Annotated in this window: 18 protein-coding genes; 3 read left to right on the forward strand and 15 right to left on the reverse strand. The window is 55.1% G+C overall.

What is annotated here, in order from left to right; genetic code table 11:
• Together AC2FNB_RS17665 and AC2FNB_RS17670 are read left to right on the forward strand one after the other, a co-directional pair.
• A partial coding sequence (locus AC2FNB_RS17665) for an ATP-binding cassette domain-containing protein (RefSeq protein ID WP_496748259.1) occupies window positions 1-541 on the forward strand: 541 nt, incomplete at its 5' end.
• 10 nt (window positions 542-551) lie between these two features.
• Entirely contained in the window at window positions 552-1,892 is a 1,341-nt protein-coding gene (locus AC2FNB_RS17670) for an HlyD family type I secretion periplasmic adaptor subunit (protein WP_496748260.1), read from the forward strand.
• Between the two features lie 259 nt (window positions 1,893-2,151).
• Here the strand turns inward: AC2FNB_RS17670 and AC2FNB_RS17675 are convergent, their stop codons facing one another.
• The 13 genes from AC2FNB_RS17675 to AC2FNB_RS17735 all read right to left on the reverse strand — a co-directional run bounded on the left by AC2FNB_RS17675 (window position 2,152) and on the right by AC2FNB_RS17735 (window position 13,529).
• Entirely contained in the window at window positions 2,152-2,859 is a 708-nt protein-coding gene (locus tag AC2FNB_RS17675; protein WP_496748261.1) for an ABC transporter ATP-binding protein, read from the reverse strand.
• Complete coding sequence (locus AC2FNB_RS17680; protein WP_496748262.1) at window positions 2,859-3,590, reverse strand: ABC transporter ATP-binding protein; 732 nt, start codon at window positions 3,588-3,590, stop codon at window positions 2,859-2,861. Before AC2FNB_RS17680 ends, AC2FNB_RS17675 begins: the two co-directional genes overlap by 1 nt.
• Complete coding sequence (locus AC2FNB_RS17685; RefSeq protein ID WP_496748263.1) at window positions 3,587-4,534, reverse strand: branched-chain amino acid ABC transporter permease; 948 nt, start codon at window positions 4,532-4,534, stop codon at window positions 3,587-3,589. Before AC2FNB_RS17685 ends, AC2FNB_RS17680 begins: the two co-directional genes overlap by 4 nt.
• Before the next feature lies 1 nt (window position 4,535).
• Complete coding sequence (locus tag AC2FNB_RS17690) at window positions 4,536-5,387, reverse strand: branched-chain amino acid ABC transporter permease (protein ID WP_496748264.1); 852 nt, start codon at window positions 5,385-5,387, stop codon at window positions 4,536-4,538.
• Between the two features lie 59 nt (window positions 5,388-5,446).
• Entirely contained in the window at window positions 5,447-6,724 is a 1,278-nt protein-coding gene (locus tag AC2FNB_RS17695) for an ABC transporter substrate-binding protein (protein WP_496748265.1), read from the reverse strand.
• A 96-nt stretch (window positions 6,725-6,820) separates the two neighbouring features.
• Complete coding sequence (locus tag AC2FNB_RS17700; RefSeq protein WP_496748266.1) at window positions 6,821-7,231, reverse strand: Rid family hydrolase; 411 nt, start codon at window positions 7,229-7,231, stop codon at window positions 6,821-6,823.
• Window positions 7,228-8,409 (reverse strand): malate dehydrogenase, encoded by a 1,182-nt coding sequence (locus AC2FNB_RS17705; protein WP_496748267.1) that lies wholly within the window; start codon window positions 8,407-8,409, stop codon window positions 7,228-7,230. Before AC2FNB_RS17705 ends, AC2FNB_RS17700 begins: the two co-directional genes overlap by 4 nt.
• Window positions 8,409-9,032: a BMC domain-containing protein gene (locus tag AC2FNB_RS17710; protein ID WP_496748268.1), complete on the reverse strand. Its 624-nt coding sequence runs from the start codon at window positions 9,030-9,032 to the stop codon at window positions 8,409-8,411. Before AC2FNB_RS17710 ends, AC2FNB_RS17705 begins: the two co-directional genes overlap by 1 nt.
• Window positions 9,029-10,408, reverse strand: coding sequence for an aldehyde dehydrogenase family protein (locus tag AC2FNB_RS17715; RefSeq protein WP_496748269.1), 1,380 nt, complete (start codon window positions 10,406-10,408; stop codon window positions 9,029-9,031). The genes AC2FNB_RS17710 and AC2FNB_RS17715 overlap by 4 nt, the downstream gene beginning before the upstream one ends.
• The gene (locus tag AC2FNB_RS17720) at window positions 10,408-11,592 is read right to left on the reverse strand and encodes a hypothetical protein (RefSeq protein WP_496748270.1); all 1,185 of its coding nucleotides are present in this window, start codon (window positions 11,590-11,592) and stop codon (window positions 10,408-10,410) included. The genes AC2FNB_RS17715 and AC2FNB_RS17720 overlap by 1 nt, the downstream gene beginning before the upstream one ends.
• A 30-nt stretch (window positions 11,593-11,622) precedes the next feature.
• Window positions 11,623-11,931, reverse strand: a complete 309-nt coding sequence (locus AC2FNB_RS17725; protein WP_480750752.1) for a BMC domain-containing protein — start codon at window positions 11,929-11,931, stop codon at window positions 11,623-11,625.
• Window positions 11,932-11,970: 39 nt separating this feature from the next.
• On the reverse strand, window positions 11,971-12,237 hold the full coding sequence (locus AC2FNB_RS17730; protein WP_480750753.1) for a EutN/CcmL family microcompartment protein: 267 nt from the start codon (window positions 12,235-12,237) through the stop codon (window positions 11,971-11,973).
• Window positions 12,237-13,529, reverse strand: coding sequence for a glutamine synthetase family protein (locus AC2FNB_RS17735; protein ID WP_480750754.1), 1,293 nt, complete (start codon window positions 13,527-13,529; stop codon window positions 12,237-12,239). The genes AC2FNB_RS17730 and AC2FNB_RS17735 overlap by 1 nt, the downstream gene beginning before the upstream one ends.
• A 95-nt stretch (window positions 13,530-13,624) precedes the next feature.
• Between AC2FNB_RS17735 and AC2FNB_RS17740 the strand changes: the two genes are divergently transcribed.
• The gene (locus AC2FNB_RS17740; RefSeq protein ID WP_496748271.1) at window positions 13,625-14,764 is read left to right on the forward strand and encodes an FAD-dependent oxidoreductase; all 1,140 of its coding nucleotides are present in this window, start codon (window positions 13,625-13,627) and stop codon (window positions 14,762-14,764) included.
• Here the strand turns inward: AC2FNB_RS17740 and AC2FNB_RS17745 are convergent.
• Window positions 14,761-15,111, reverse strand: coding sequence for a YjiS-like domain-containing protein (locus AC2FNB_RS17745; RefSeq protein WP_480750756.1), 351 nt, complete (start codon window positions 15,109-15,111; stop codon window positions 14,761-14,763). The two genes, AC2FNB_RS17740 and AC2FNB_RS17745, sit on opposite strands and share 4 nt — an antisense overlap.
• Before the next feature lie 90 nt (window positions 15,112-15,201).
• The coding region (locus AC2FNB_RS17750) for a type 1 glutamine amidotransferase (protein ID WP_496748272.1) at window positions 15,202-15,711 on the reverse strand (510 nt) is incomplete at its 5' end.

Genomic DNA, 15,711 nt, shown 5'->3' on the forward strand with positions numbered 1-15,711 from the left:
CCTGATGGACATCCGAAACTGGGACCCGCGCCAGTTCGGCGAAAGCATCGGGTATCTGCCGCAAGACGTTCAGCTGTTCCCGGGAACGATAAAAGACAACATCGGTCGTATGCGCACCGACGCGACGGACGAACAAATCCATGATGCCGCTGTCCTCGCGGACGTTCACAACATGATCGCAACACTCCCTCAGGGTTATGAAACCATCGTTTCCGCAGACGGATCACCTTTGTCCGGCGGGCAAAAGCAACGTATCGCATTAGCGAGGGCCTTCTTTGGCATGCCGCGCATGGTGGTATTGGACGAGCCAAATTCAAACCTTGACGTCGCGGGCGACAAGGCGCTGGCCAAGGCAATAGAGCATGCCAAAATCAACCGAATTACAGTGATCGTCATCACTCAAAAGCCGACCCTTTTGGGTGCGGTGGACAAAATCATGCTATTGACCGATGGGCGTGTCGCCGTATTCGGCCAGCGCGATCACGTACTGGCGCAATTGCAGAGCTCGGCCGGCAGAACTGGCGAAATTCCGGACAAGTAAAGGGCAAAATATGTCTGACCTCAGCACTCCGTCCAATAACGCATTGTGGTACTCCGACGTTCCCCGCTCGATCACCCATTTCATTGTGATCGGGTTTGCAATGTTGGTGGTGTGCTTTGGCGGATTTGGTGTTTGGGCCTTCCGCGCTCCTTTGGCAGCTGCAGTTATCGCCCAAGGCAGTTTTGTCGCGACGGGCCGCAACAAAATTGTCCAGCACCTCGAAGGCGGTATCATCGAACAAATTCGCGTCGCTGAAGGAGAAGAGGTCAAGGCCGGAGATGTCCTAATGACATTGGACCAGACGTCGGCGGAATCCACTGAAAGAGAATTGTTCATCCGCCAGATCCGCCTTCAGGCAATGGCGACCCGGTTGCTTGCAGAATATCGGGAACATGAAAAGCTCGTATTCTCATCGGATTTATTGACAGCCTCTAGCGACGCCGAAGTCGCTTCTATTTTGGACAGCCAAGAACTGACATTTGAAGTGTCCCGCAAGACTTTGCTGAATGATATCGCATTGCTTGAGCGGAACATGGAAGCACTACGGGTGCGAGAGAAGGGATACCAAGCCCAGCTTGATTCCATGTCCCACCGATCCGAGATATTGGAGGAGGAATATGAAACCAAAAACGCCTTGTTCGAAAAAGGGCTGGTGCGGAAAGGCGAACTGAACGCTATCCGGCGAATTCAGGCCGAGGCCGATGGCCAGCTTGCCCGGTTACAGGCCGAAGCATCAGAAGTCGGTCAGATGATGTTGAAATACGATGAGCAAATTCAGCGCACGCGATCTGCTTATCGACAGGCTGCTTTGGATGAGCTTGGCGCAATCGAAGCAGATTTGGAAAGCGTTCGGGAAAAATCGCGGCAAGCGCGCAGTGTCCTTGCCCGAGCCGTAGTTCGGGCACCAGTTTCAGGAACGGTCGTGCGCCTGCACTATTTTACGCCTGGTGGCGTTATCGAAACTGGCGAACCAATCGCTGAAATCCTGCCGGCGGATGCTCCATTGATTATCGAAGCTCAGATTCCGAGAACCGAGATCGATAGTGTTGTAACCGGGCAAAGGGCCACTGTGCGTCTGGTGGCTTTGAACCAGCGCACCACTCCGGTTTTGAATGGAGAAGTGTATTATGTTTCCGCAGATGCCCTGTTCGAAGATACAGGCGGTGCACCACAAGAGGTGTATTTGGCTCGAATCTCTTTGACTTCTGATGAGATGGGCCGCGTTCGTGGGTTTGTTCCGACGCCAGGCATGCCTGCAGAAATCATGATCCAGACCGAACAACGGACATTCGCTTCTTACATAGTGAAACCAATCACCGATAGCATGTCACGTGCTTTCAAAGAAAACTGAGATTGCGTACCGTCACGTTCAGTAGTTTTCCGAAGCAGCACGGATTAACTGAAAGTCGTTTTGGTTTCTATGTGTTCCTGTCCGCCACCGCCCTCGCCGCAACCGTCTTGTTTCGGCTTTGAAAGTCAATGCGGTCAGATCCTGGGTAGCAGTTCCCATCCGTTGCCGGGTGAATGATACAGGAAAACTCAATCCACCTCTTCGTAGGCATGGCGATCCGAATACCATTGCCAGATATCATTTGAACCGGTTCCGGGTTTCAATGATGACCGAAATAAGCTTCGAGCAATCGTGGGTCGTTTCGCAACTCGTCCGCCGTGCCCGAAATCTGCATGCGTCCAGATTCGAGGATGTAGATGCGACTGGCCAGGGAAAGGGCAAAATTAGCATTCTGCTCGGTTATGACCACCGTCAACCCGAATTCACGGTTTAATCGGCGCAGTACCTCGGCAATCTCATGACAGATTTTGGGCGCCAAGCCGATTGTCGGCTCGTCCACCAACAAAAGCTCGGGACTAGTCATCAACGCGCGACCAAACGAAACCATTTGACGTTCACCCCCGGATTGTGTCGATGTTTCCTGCCCCTCTCGTTCTTCGAGGCGCGGAAAAAGTTTGTGCACCAATTCGAGATTGCGCTCCACATCTTCGCGGGCGGTGTATGCGCCTACCATCAGGTTGTCACGAACGGACATATAGGGGAACAAGTTGAACCGCTCCGGTGCATATCCGACGCCCCGACGTACAATGTCCGACGTTGGCCGCCCGATCAATGGTTCCCCTTTGAGCCTTATATCGCCTTCGGTCCTAACCAATCCCATAATACTGTCGAGCAGTGTGGATTTACCTGCTCCATTCGGCCCGATCACCGCGACGATTTCCCCGGGTTCGACCGTTATCGAGATATCCGTCAGAGCCTGTGCTTTGCCGTAAAACGCGGACAGGGCGCAGATTTCCAGAAACGACATCACGCTCCTCCGAGATATGAGGCTTGTACGGCCTTGTCGTTTATTACTTCCGAAAATGGCCCTTCGGCGATCATTTTGCCTCGGTCGATAGCAATGGCACGGTCAATCAACGGCTCCAGCGCGGGCAAATCATGGCTTACGATCAGAAACGTCATCCCCTCCTTGCGCATGGACTGAATGAGATCTGATATTTGTGCAATTTCACCGACAGTAAGGCCAGCGAACACCTCGTCCAACAGCATGACTTTCGGGGCCGTTGCCGTTGTGCGAGCCATTTCCAGCTTGCGCAAATCTCCCATGGCCAGCTCTGCTGGCGTTCTTGACAAATCGTCCTCGCTAAAGCCGACGCTCAGGGCAATCTCGCGTTCTCGAACTTTGTCCGGCGGTGAGAATATCATGTGCCAGATGTTGTCAGGCATCAGCCCAACACGTATGTTTTCGGACACGCTCATATCTCCAAAAGGCCGGGGGATCTGGTATGTGCGGCTGACGCCCGCGCGGATCCGGCGCGAGGTTGGAAGAGCGGAGATTTCCTGCCCGAACAGCTTGATCGTGCCGCTGTTTTGGCGCAACTCGCCCATAATTTGGCTGAAAACCGTGGTTTTGCCTGCACCGTTCGGGCCGATGAGACCCAACGATTCCCCTTGCTGTACGGAAAAGGACAGGTTGTTCGTTGCCTTGAGGCCGCCGAAGGTCTTGACCAGGTCAGTGACTTCCAGAGCTGTTGTCACGAGATGCTCCTTTTCCGAACCCCGGAAACGGCGCGCTGAAAAAGCGCCACGAGACCTTTCGGTTGATACATATAGAGTAAGAGCGCGATGGCACCGTAAACAAAGTACCGCTCTGCCCCTGGCAGAACTGGTCGCAGATACTCCAGCAGAAAAGTCATGAAAAAAGCCCCGATCATGGGGCCGACAATCGTCGACGTTCCTCCCAGAAGGGCGGCGACGATGATTGTAAAAAGAAAATTGATATCGAACAACGCGCGCGGGGCCAGCGAGCCGAGATAGTGCACATAAAAGGCGCCTCCCAGCCCAGCTACGAATGCACTGGTCAGAAACGCGAGAGCCTTGAGGCGTGTTGTGCTCAAGCCGGAGCCACGTACGCTTTCCTCATTCATTCCGATTGCGGCCAAGGCCGTACCCAACCGGGTTTTCATCAACAACCACATGCTGATAGCCACGGAAAGCATGAGCGTGGTTGACAGGTAGTACCCGTTGGTGGCCCCTCGCGTGAGGGTTTGAATGCCCGACATGCCTCGTGTACCACCTGTAAGATCGGGGCGGATTACTTGTACCAATTGATACAACAGCTCCATGAAGGCCAACGTGACAAGCGCAAAGTAGCTGCCCCTAATACGCAAAGCCGGAAGAAGAACGATCAACCCTGCCGCCATAGTCATCACTACGGCAATCGGAATCGAAATCTCGACCGCCACATCGAACCGTTTTGTCAAGATTGCTGTAGTATATGCGCCTATTCCAATCAAGAAAGGGTGGCCAAAACTCACATAGCCGGTACGCCCGGACAGCACATCCCAACTAATAGCAAATATCGCCAGGTAGTTGGCAAAGATCATTGTTCTGAGCGTACCGTTGCCAACAATTTGCGGCAGCAAAGTCATCCCGGCTATCAGAGCCGCCCAAAGTCCAAGATGGTACCACCGCAATCCCATCTCAAATCTCCTCGCGCCCAAAGAGGCCTTGCGGCCGCATCACCAGAACTCCAATGATCAGAAGCATGGTAAAAACGCCCCTCAATTCAGGGGCGAGAGTGGCCACGACTATAACCTCCAGAAACCCGACTATGTGGGCGACTATCAGCGTTCCGAAAATCGAACCGATACCGCCAACAATGACGACGGCGACCGAGATGATCAGCGGGGCTACCCACATCGAGGGCGAAAGCTGTGTATAGCTGGCGAAGAATACTCCACCGACAGCTCCCAACCCGCCCGAAATACCCCAAGTGACCAAATTGATACGGTCTGGATCGATCCCGGATATGGCAGCACCCTTGGCGTCCATCGACACTGCCTGCATTGCGCGACCAGTATGACTGAAGCGCACAAACAGGTATAATCCGCTTAGAATTGCCCAACTGACAATCGTTGCCGTCAGAATATTGTAAGTGACAGACGCTCCACCTATGATTGTCACGCCGGGGATTATAGGCAGCAGGATTTTGCTGCTGTCGCCAAAGACCAAAACAATTCCAGCCTGAATAACGACGGCAAGAATGAGCGTAGAGATTTCGACGGCCACGTGATCGCCCTTGAGCGTCTTGACGATGAGCTTGAACTTGAGCACCCCCATTAGAATACCTAGAACAGCCGCCAGTATAACCCCGACTGTCTTTGGCATACCCAACGTTTGAGAAATCCAGAAATAGACGTATCCACCGACCATCAGATACGCGCCATAGGCGAGATTCAGAACGCGTCCGATGCTGAAAATCAGTGTGAACCCCATTGCGATAAGCGCGTAAAGGCCGCTGAGCAGAAGCCCCTGGATCAGTATCTGCAGCATCGAGAAACCTTTGGCTTCCGACGCGCTCTAGTAAAGCGCGTCGATTTTGTTCTTCGGAGTTATTTCACCCAGCTGGGAAGAGTGAACTCGCCAGTTGCGTATTTGTCGGGATAGACAACAGCGGCTGTTCCATCTTCGTACCACTGCACCACCACCATCGATGGCTGTGCATCGTCAAACGGTTCCGAAAGATCGAAGCGGGCATTGTGCGGGTAGGTCCGTTGCGTGACCGGTTCAACTTCGTCGTCACCCCAAAAACCGTAGCGCAACCAAAGTTGGCCATCCATGTCCAGCACCAGGTCCTGTTTTTTCATTGCTGCGGCCCATGCGTCGACATCGCCGAAACCACCGGCTTCCTCGGCTGCGGCCATCGCCTGTTTCAGCCCGTGGTAGGCATTGAATCCGTTGAAGTGCGGTAAAAGCGGCCGGCTGTCGTATCTCGCCTGGTATTCGTCGACGAACTTCTGACTAACCGGGTCCAGTTTGAATCCGACAGACGGCACAGGTGACAGGGTCGAGATACCGCCCCCTGCTCCACCAGTGTCATCCCAATACTCCATGCCAAGTGCTGCGACGTTCACGCCGGTCATGGCCATTGGCACCTGTAGTTTCACATATTGCGAGGAAATCACCTGAGCATTTACGGACGAGACCTGATAGATGAAATCGGCGCCAGTATCCTGCGCCCTGCTAAAAATCGGTGCAAAATCGACCGTGGCAACGTCATATGTGATGATGTCAGCAACTTCGATACCGGCCACAGGAGCAAGTGCTTCGGTCACCAGGCCGGTAATGGCTTCGCCAAATGCAGTGTCTTCAGCAAGAATAACGACCGAATTCCATCCCATCTTCTTTTTTAGAACATCCGCGCCGAAGTTGATGTATAACGTCGCCAACGCCTCGTCCGAAGCGATGTTCATGAAGTAAGGCGCCATACCTTCGGGGTCTTCGACCACCATATCGATTATGCCAATATACGAAGTCCAGGTATCCAGAGTTGGGATGCGATATTCTTGCATCCTGGGTAGCCATCCAAGCGATACGTCATCAATGGACCCGGATATGATGAAATCAACTTCTTCTGTTTCAGCCAGATATTCATAGGCCCGGATCCCCTCGGTCGGGTCTTGTCCCGTATCCGCAGAGACAAGTGTTATCTGCTCTCCGTTGAGACCGCCATTTGCATTCAGTTCCTCAATCGCCATCTCTGCGCCGCGAAGCGTAGAAAGGCCGGTATCCGAAGAAAGCGACCCGATATACCCCACCTTGATCTCGGCCATGGCTGCCGAGGCCATGAGCGCGATGCATGTCCCGCCGATGAGCGCTGATTTTGTCATCTGAAAAGCTCCCTGTGTCTCTTTTTGCCGAGTTTGTATTCTGTATACAGTACACAGAACTGTACTCCGATCAAATCCTTTCTTGGAAAGTCATCTTCAGAATCCGACGATATTTCCGTTTTTGTCGTGAATGACCGCATCCACATCAATTTCAACGGTCAGACCTGGCTGTGTCAGTCCGGCTTCGACGGCAGTCAGGACAGGATCGATTCCCCTGAATATCTCTCCGTGCACACGCGCGAATTCGCCAGCTGTTCCCATATCGGTCAGATATGCGCGCACCCGTCCTACATGCCGCAGTTCGGCTCCGACGTGCTTCAACGCTTCTTCAATTCGAAAAAGAACGTACCGGGTTTGCGCCCCAACTTCTCCGGGCGCATGAATTTTCCCTGTGGGTTCAATTGCGGTTGTGCCGGCCACCCAAACAAACGGCCCGATCCGCTTAACACGGGAATACGATCCAAGCTCCTCGAAACGCCCCCCGGATTTCCAGCTGCGAATGGTCAATGGCCCAACCTTTTGCGGATTGAGGCGGCGGCAGCACGAAGCGATACATATTCAGCTTCCGTCAAGCGCAGTTCTTCAATTGTGACAAGCCCACCTGCGCCAAGATGCGCAGGGACGCCAAGTACGACGCCGTCAATACCATATTCACCCTTCAACATCACCGACACGGGAACCGGACCAGTTCGCGCGCCGCGAATGTGATCAATCAGCTCGATCGAAGCATGCGCAGGGGCAATCGTTGCCGAACCGGATTTCTTTAGCGCCACAACCTGCCCTCCGCCGGTTATCGCGTCCTTCACGCAAGCGTTGATCTGGTCTTTGGTCAGAAAGACGCCGACTGGACGCCCCTTGATCCGCGCAAGGCTAGAAATTGGGGTCATTTCATCGCCGTGACTGCCGAGTGTAATTGCATCGACTTCAGCCGGAGCGACACCCGCCTCCATCGCAAGCGCATGACGGAAACGGCTGCTGTCAAGAGTGCCGGCCATGCCCAAAACCCGCTCACGCGGAAACCCTGTGGCGCGCAACATTTCCACGGTCATTTCGTCCAGTGGGTTGGTAACGACGACCACAACGGCCTCAGGTGCACTGGTCCGGATTGCTTCGGCGGCTTGCCGGATAACACGCGCATTGACGTTGATTAGATCGGATCGGCTCATGCCGGGGCGCCGAGCTCGGCCCGCAGTGACAACCACCACTTCGGCGCCCGCTACCAGATCCAGTTTTTCACCTCCAAAGCAACGTGATCGAGCACAGGTAATGCCCGACGCTTGGTTGAGGTCCATCGCTGTTGCCGCGGCCAAACCTGGAGTAATGTCGACAAGGGCAATGTCATCTGCAATATCGTTCAACACTGCCAAGTGAGCAATATTGCCACCCACGCCTCCCGCCCCAATCAAAGCGAGTTTTCCCAGTCGTCGGGCCTTGCGCGGTGCGCGGGACGGAGGCATCCATTTGGGGGACCTACGATAAAGCACGCGACGCATCGAGGCTTTACCATCAGTTCGCGGTGGGGCCGGCTTTTCGAGCGGGCCTTCAACCAAACCAATGCCCAAACGTTCTGCCGTTTCACGCGCCAGCGCAGTAACAATGTCGCCCGGCAGGATTTCAAACACGATCCGACCGCGCCGTCGGACCTCTTCGATCGCTTCGGACCCTATGACCCGCGATCCGGCCATCAGTTCGATCGCCCATCCACGGTTTCGATGGCGCGCGCTGCCGCTTCAACAGCCGTTTTGACCGAGTTTTCGGAACCAGAAATGAACAACCTTCCGAAACGCCCTACGGCGCGCACCTCGACAATATCGATTTCAGCCGCCTTTTCCGCTTCGTTGGCCGCAATAGAAATATAAGCGGCGGGTGCGCATTCCACGATCCCCAAAGTCTGACCAGGAACGATCAACGAACCCTTCCGCCATTTGTTCAACAATTGAGCTTGGTACGGTTCGACGCTGGTGATGATCTGCGTGGAACTGATGGAGGGTTTCATCCGATCCGACATCGACGCACCAAGCTCCGCCAGCATCGCGTCTCGCGCCGCGGACACCTCGGCATTGGACGGTGAACGTAGTATGAAGAAACCGAATTCACGTTCGACCATTTGGGTTGTCGCCTCGACTGACGAAGCCTTGAGCGCGCGATCGATCAGTGAAAACACCCCGTTTCCAGGCGCGAACTCTCCGATCAGCACAGTGTCGCCGGACAAAGGCACTGAACCTTGTACTGTTGCGCCGTTGTAAGCAGCAAATTTCGGTTGCAGATTATCAATCTGCATCAGCGCCCGGATGGTGATATCGCTCATGCGCCATACTCCTCATAAATGTCGCGCCAAGGCCGGCTTTGGTATGCAACCCGCTTGATGTTGATGAGATGCAGGGCCGTAACGTTGTCCGACGTTATCGAACCGGACCACGTTCCTGTTCCGAGCATGAACGACGGTTCGAGATCGGTGGAATACCCCATCCCCCCCATGATGCCGGGCGTATTCACCAAAACCCGCCCAGTCGGAACGGTCGCAAAGTGGGCCACCACTTCAGGATCGTCGGAATGGATGATCGACGAATGCCCCCATCCTTCAAACTTTGCAATAGACTGTGCCAATTCGACGCCGTGTTCGGTTGATTTGGCCTCATAAAAGGCGAGAACAGGGTTCAGCTTTTCCGCCGACAACGGTCGCTGCCATCCGACTTCGGTTTCTTCCGAAACCAGACACCTCGTACGCGGAGGGATCGAAAATTGAGCGGCATCGGCCAGAACTTGCGGGCTTTGCCCCACGCGCTCGGGGTCCATCACTTGAGGGCCTTTGAAGATTACCTTGGCCAACCGGTCCGCCTCTGCCGGAGTACAGAAGTAGGCGCCCTTCAGCTTTAACTCGTGGCGCAGATCGCGCGCTATCTCGGGATCGGCAACGATAGCCTGCTCACTGACGCAGGCCGTGCCGTAGTCGAAGCATTTGGAGGTTACGATCATCTCAGCCACTTCGGCCAAATCGCCCTTTTTGGATTTGTGAACATAGCAAGGCACATTCCCGGCACCAACCGCGAGGGTCGGCTTGCCACTGGAATAGGCCGCTTTCACCATCGCTGGCCCACCGGTCGCCATTACAACGGAGGTGCGTCGATGCTTCATCAGCTCGGCGGTGCCTTGTATCGTCACGGCATCAAGACATTGGATCAACCCTTTGGGCGCCCCCATCTGTTCCGCTAAGCTGGACATGACCTTTACTGTTTCGATACCGCTACGCACACCACGTGGATGCGGGGCGCAAACGATGGCGTTTCCCGCTTTGACCGCCGAAAGCACCTTGTAGATGATGGTCGAGGTCGGGTTTGTCACGGGGATGAGTGCGGCGACCACCCCCATTGGTTCGCCAAAAGCTGCGATTTTGGTCGCGTCGTCGCGCCATAACAGGCCAAGGGTTGTTACGTCTCGCAGATAATCCGCGACTGATAGGGCGTTGAACAGGTTCTTTAGCCGTTTGTCCGGGACATTGCCGTAACCGGTCTCCTCGACGGCGATTTGCCCAAGCCGCTCGGCCTCGGGTTCGATTGCGCGGGCCATGGCATCAACAATGGCATCAACCTGAGTAGGATCGGTCCCTAAGAAGGCACGATATGCGGAAAAGGCCGTTTCAGCAGCACGCCGCGCGGCGGCGATCGATTTCAGATCCGCATCCATCACGTTGCTCCAGTGGCAATGGCGTCAAAAATACGACGCGCCTGATCGACGTCGCCTGCGGAAATACCAATGCTGTCCAGCTTGCGGCCCGCGGCGGCCACATCCGCCCCCAGCATCTGATCCGTGATCGCTATCAAGCTGCGGGTCAGCGGCGCGGGAATACCTGCCAGCGTTGCCGCCGAACCGAGTGGCACCAGAGACCCAAGTACGCCATCGCGCATCAAACCAACTGCGACCTGCCGGTGGGGGACAGGACGCGAAAACTCGCCCCTGTCCGCACCTGCGAAGCGTTCGATCCAGTCATCGATGTCGGGCAAATCCCTGACGCCAAAGGCCGCCGCAACCCTGCGCCGTTCTTCGGCGAGTCCTACAATCACAGCGCGTTGGTCTTCGCCGACCAGTGCGGAGAATGTGATGTTTGTCGCCAGCAGTTCACCACCCATCGGAACACTTGGACCTCCCTTTTCCAGTGCGGCGCCTCCGAGCACCAAGGCAGGGATTTCCACTGCGGCGGAAAGATCTCCGAAACTGGAAACCAAGACCGAGTCAACGGGGCTCAGGTTGGGAAGAAACTGGCTTAGCCCGTCAAGCACATGGGTTCGACCGCGCGGCAAAGTCGCTCCGGCCATTGGAGCGGCGTGAGTCAAATTCAACACCGAACCCTCGGCAGCGAACCAATACGGCAGCCCCTGTATCTCGACTAAGGTAACATCCGCCTTACAGCCGCCAATGCGCAGCATCCACGCCGCTTCGACAGCGCCCAGTGACCGGCCAGGGGCAAGCACCAGAACCTGGCCGTCACTCAGATGATCGGCCAGTACCATTGCATAGGTACGCTGCTTGTGGACTGGCCCTGTGAGAAAGATCACTTCGGCCCCGCTCACCGCGGCGTCCAGTTCGGCGGTAGTGCGGACAGACGGGCCATCCCGGTTCACATGATATGACCCCACCGGTCCAACACCACGAAGACCGATGCCCGACGATTTCTCCAGCAAGTCCAGTTCACTGCCGTAGGCGGAAAACAACGTAACGTCTGCCCTTTCTGCCAGACACAGAGCAGCCAGAAGTCGGGCATCCGGCCCTCCGCCCAGAACGGCAATCTTGCCATATTTCTGGGTTGGTGCGGCTTCCCTTGTTGCGCCGCTTGCTACGGCACGGGTGAATTCTGCGAATCCAGCGGACATGGTTGCTCCTTACTCGACTGCCACGAAGATTCAGGCAGTTGTGCCTGCACCCAGCCCATCAATGATGGCTTCAAGCTCGTCGTGAGGACGTGCGATGACATGCACTGAAACGACTTCGCCCACTTTATTGGCTGCGGTCGCGCCCGCGTCTGTGGCGGCCTTCACGGCACCAACTTCGCCGCGAACAAGGGTGGTCACGAGACCGCCACCCGCTTTGGTTTGTCCGACGATCGTAACGCTTGCGGCCTTGACCATTGCGTCTGCAGCCTCAATCGCTCCGACGAGGCCGCGGGTCTCGATCATGCCCAGGGCCATCTGCCCCGCAACTGGTTTCGCCATTTTTGTTCCTCCAGAGTAAAACGTTGATAAGTGTTGAAGTCAGTTGGCCGAGATGTGATCCACAACCGCCACAATGGTCAGATCCACCGGCACTGTGGACAAATCCGCAGCCATCCGTGCTGCCGATCCACCGACCACGAGCACAGTGTCTCCGATCCCCGCACCACTCGTATCTACGGCGACACAAGCCGGTCGAAGGACCTTGCCGCGACTGTCGACGATATCGGTGATCAACAGCTTTTTGCCGACCAAGCGCGCGTCCTTGGCAGTTGCAGTAACAGTGCCTGTAACTTTGCCTATCAGCATCAGAGCGTCCTCAGGTACCGGTCCAATTCGACTTGCGTCACCTGCTCGGCAAAGAAACCCAACTCACGCTCGGCCTGCTGAAGGACAAGTTCCCACTGCAACTCGCCCATCACATCCTTAAGCCAATCCGAACTGCGCGCCAGATTGATGGCAGTGGGTAGATCAGTCGGAATCGCGTCCCCGATGGCCTCCTCATACGCGTTGCCCATCGTGGGCTTACTGGGTTCAAGGCCCTGTTCCATACCGTCCAGACCTGCTGCGATTTCTGCGGCCAGCAAAAGATAGGGGTTGGCATCGGCACCCGCGTCACGCTTTTCAACGCGAACAGAAGTATCGGAGCCTTCGATGACGCGGATACCGACTGTTCGGTTGTCGTATCCCCAACTCGCGTTAATTGGGCAGAAGGTATAAGGCGCGCGACGACGATATCCATTCACCGTCCCACTTCCGCAAATTGCGCTTTCACACATGCGCTTTTGTAGTCCTGCAATAAATGCTTTAGCCGTGTCGTTGATTTTCCCGTTTTCGGCAAAAGCGTTCTTGCCATCCTTCCACAGGGAGTAGTGTGTGTGGAATCCATTGCCCGACTGTTCAAAGAACGGTTTTGGCATGAAAGTCGCCAGATACCCATGCGCAATACCTAGCTGCCGGATCAGCGATTTGAACAAAACTACCCGGTCAGCGGCCTGAAGTGCCTCGCCATACCGAATGTTCACCTCGATTTGCCCTGCTGCGTATTCGGGATTGGATTGTTCTATTGGGATGCCGCATTCATTTATTTGTTGACGGATCGGACCAACGATATGCTCCATCCGGGCCGCCCGTCCCAGCCCATAAACTTGGATGCCGTTGTCACGTGGTTGCCCGGTGTCGGGGTCCAGCAAATAGAACTCAAGCTCGGTCCCGACGTTGACTTCGAACCCCATGTCCCGCGCACGTTCCACCTGTCGCACCAAGGCCTGACGGGGGTCGATCGGAACCGGCTTGTGATCCATGCCTTCGGCCCGACCAAAACAGACCGCGACACCCGGCTCCCAAGGAACCGGGACGGGCTTGCTCATCGGAAAGACATGCATATCAGGATAGCCATTATCGAAATTGACATACGGAGTGTCCCAGACATCGCATGTCATATCGATAGCAAAGAGCGCAATTGAAAGGGCGTTGCCGCCTTTGCAAATCTGATCCCAATGGCTCGCCGGAATACGCTTTCCGCGCATAATTCCGTTTAGGTCTCCGACACCGAGAATGACGGTGTGCGTCCCCTCGGGCAGCTCGAAATCCGAACTCATTGATGCGCTCTCCCTGTCGCTTTTTGGCTTTTCTTAAGTTGTATTCTGTATACAGTATTCACGAATACGGCCGAGAAACAAGGAAAATCTGCGCCATGCCCGGAAGCTCTGTAATTGTAGTCGGCGGCGGCATTGTTGGGGTCATGACGGCCCTGACATTGCAGCGACGCGGAGAGCAAGTAACGCTGATCGACAGGTGGGAACCTGGACATTCTCGTGCATCTTCAACGGATTACAACCGAGTAATCCGTGCTATTTCAGGCCGGGACGAGTTCTATACTCGGTGGGCCCGCGAAAGTCGGATGCGCTGGCTCGAACTGCAAGCCGAAACCGGTCTAAACCTGATGTACGAATGTGGCGCACTGATTCTTGCAACGCGGGGACATTGCGATTGGGAAGATGCGACGGCTGATACATTCGATCGTATCGGAGTTCCGTATTACAAGTTCGAACGTTCCGATATCGAATCTCGATTTCCACAATTCCGGGTGCCGGACATCGAATATGCTTTGTTCGAACCTGAGGCGGGAATGCTGATGGCACACCGCTGTGTGATCACCGCATTGGGTCTGTTTCGCAGTGCAGGCGGCGAAGTCACCAGGGGGCGGGTTACAACGGACGATGTCGAGCGCCCAATGCTTGATGGGCAGCCATTGGAAGCCGATCTGATCATCATCGCGACCGGGGCCTGGATGGCCGACATGTTTCCCAAAACGGTGAAACCGATCACGACCGTTGTAGGTGTCAATGTTTTATACACCTCGACCCCTGATGGGTCAGAAGACTTCGACATGGGCAGAATGCCGTGTTGGATCGACCACGGGCAGGGTTCTTTTGGATTGCCCTCTTCGGAGGGGTCAGGTGTCAAGGCAGCAGTGGTGATCCCCGACAAGATTGATCTGGACAATGACGAACGGCTAATTCGCCAAGCGACGCTAGGACGAACCCGCAGTTATATACGGCATCGCTTTCCGGGCCTCGAAGGTCAACGGGTTGTCGACTCAAAGTTCAATCAGATAATTCTGACACCGGACACTCATTTCATTGCTGACTGGCATCCCGAACACGAAAACGTTTTTCTTGCCGGAGGTTGCTCGGGACATTTGTTTAAACATGCGCCCGTATTTGCAGAATTTGTAGCAGGCGTCGGTCTGAGAGACTTCGGCACAGCCGAACGCTTCAAACTATCGGGGCGGCGAAAGCTGAGCCCCAAGGAAAGTCCCAGCGGTCGTTAACTGCCCGACAGAGCGCGATAGATGTTGGCGTTTGGGCATCTGTCTTCGGGCAAGTGTTCACCCTTGCGGATCGCGTCTCTGCAAGTCTTGGCCTGATCGCAGTACCCGCATTTTTCAGCGAGCTCGAGACTAAGTTCCGGACGAGAATCGAGCGCTTCTTCGCTCAAACCAAACTGACTGGCCATTGCAACAATTCGCTCCCGCGCTCCGGGCGATCCGGAACGCAGAGCCTGAAAATCGGCCCGGCTCAAACCAAGATCAGCCAGTTCACGATCGCTCAGCTTTTCTGAACGCCCCAGATTTGCAACGCGAGAGATCGCCTGAAAGAAATCATCAAACCTAGCCATTCAATTGTCTCCGCCAATACCGTATTCAGTATACAATCTTCAAGGTTTTGGAATTTGATCAAGATCAACTCCGCACACCATGGATATCCATTACGCACTGCGGAACAGCGAGACAGCTTCCTTTACAGCCAGATCGCGTGGCACCACAGCATTTTGGATTGAAGCCAATGCCAGTTCCGCCTCGGTTTTAGACAAAAAAACGCCCCGACCTCGCTCAACTATCTCGCGCAAATGTGTTTTGGTATACTCGGGGTGGAACTGAACCGATGCTGCGGGAAAATCATAAGACAGTGCGCCGACAGGACAATGCGCCGCCGTCGCAGTGACTTTTGCGCTCGCCGGAACCCGGGTCACTTGGTCTTGATGCCAGACGTAGCTCGGAACCACTGAAGATCCAAAATCGAATTCTCGCGCGCCAATCACGTTGCCAACGGACGCTTTCGCGGCCCTGCCGCCAAATGTATCTGCCATGATTTGGTGACCAAAGCAGATTCCGAAGATGGGCTTGCCCGCATTTTTTGTGTTCAGCAAAAAATCTTTGAGCGGCTGTATCCACGGCGGGGCGTCATAAACTCCAAATTCGGACCCGCCCACTATAAC

It is taken from the genome of Ruegeria sp. BHSB058, assembly GCF_059613285.1.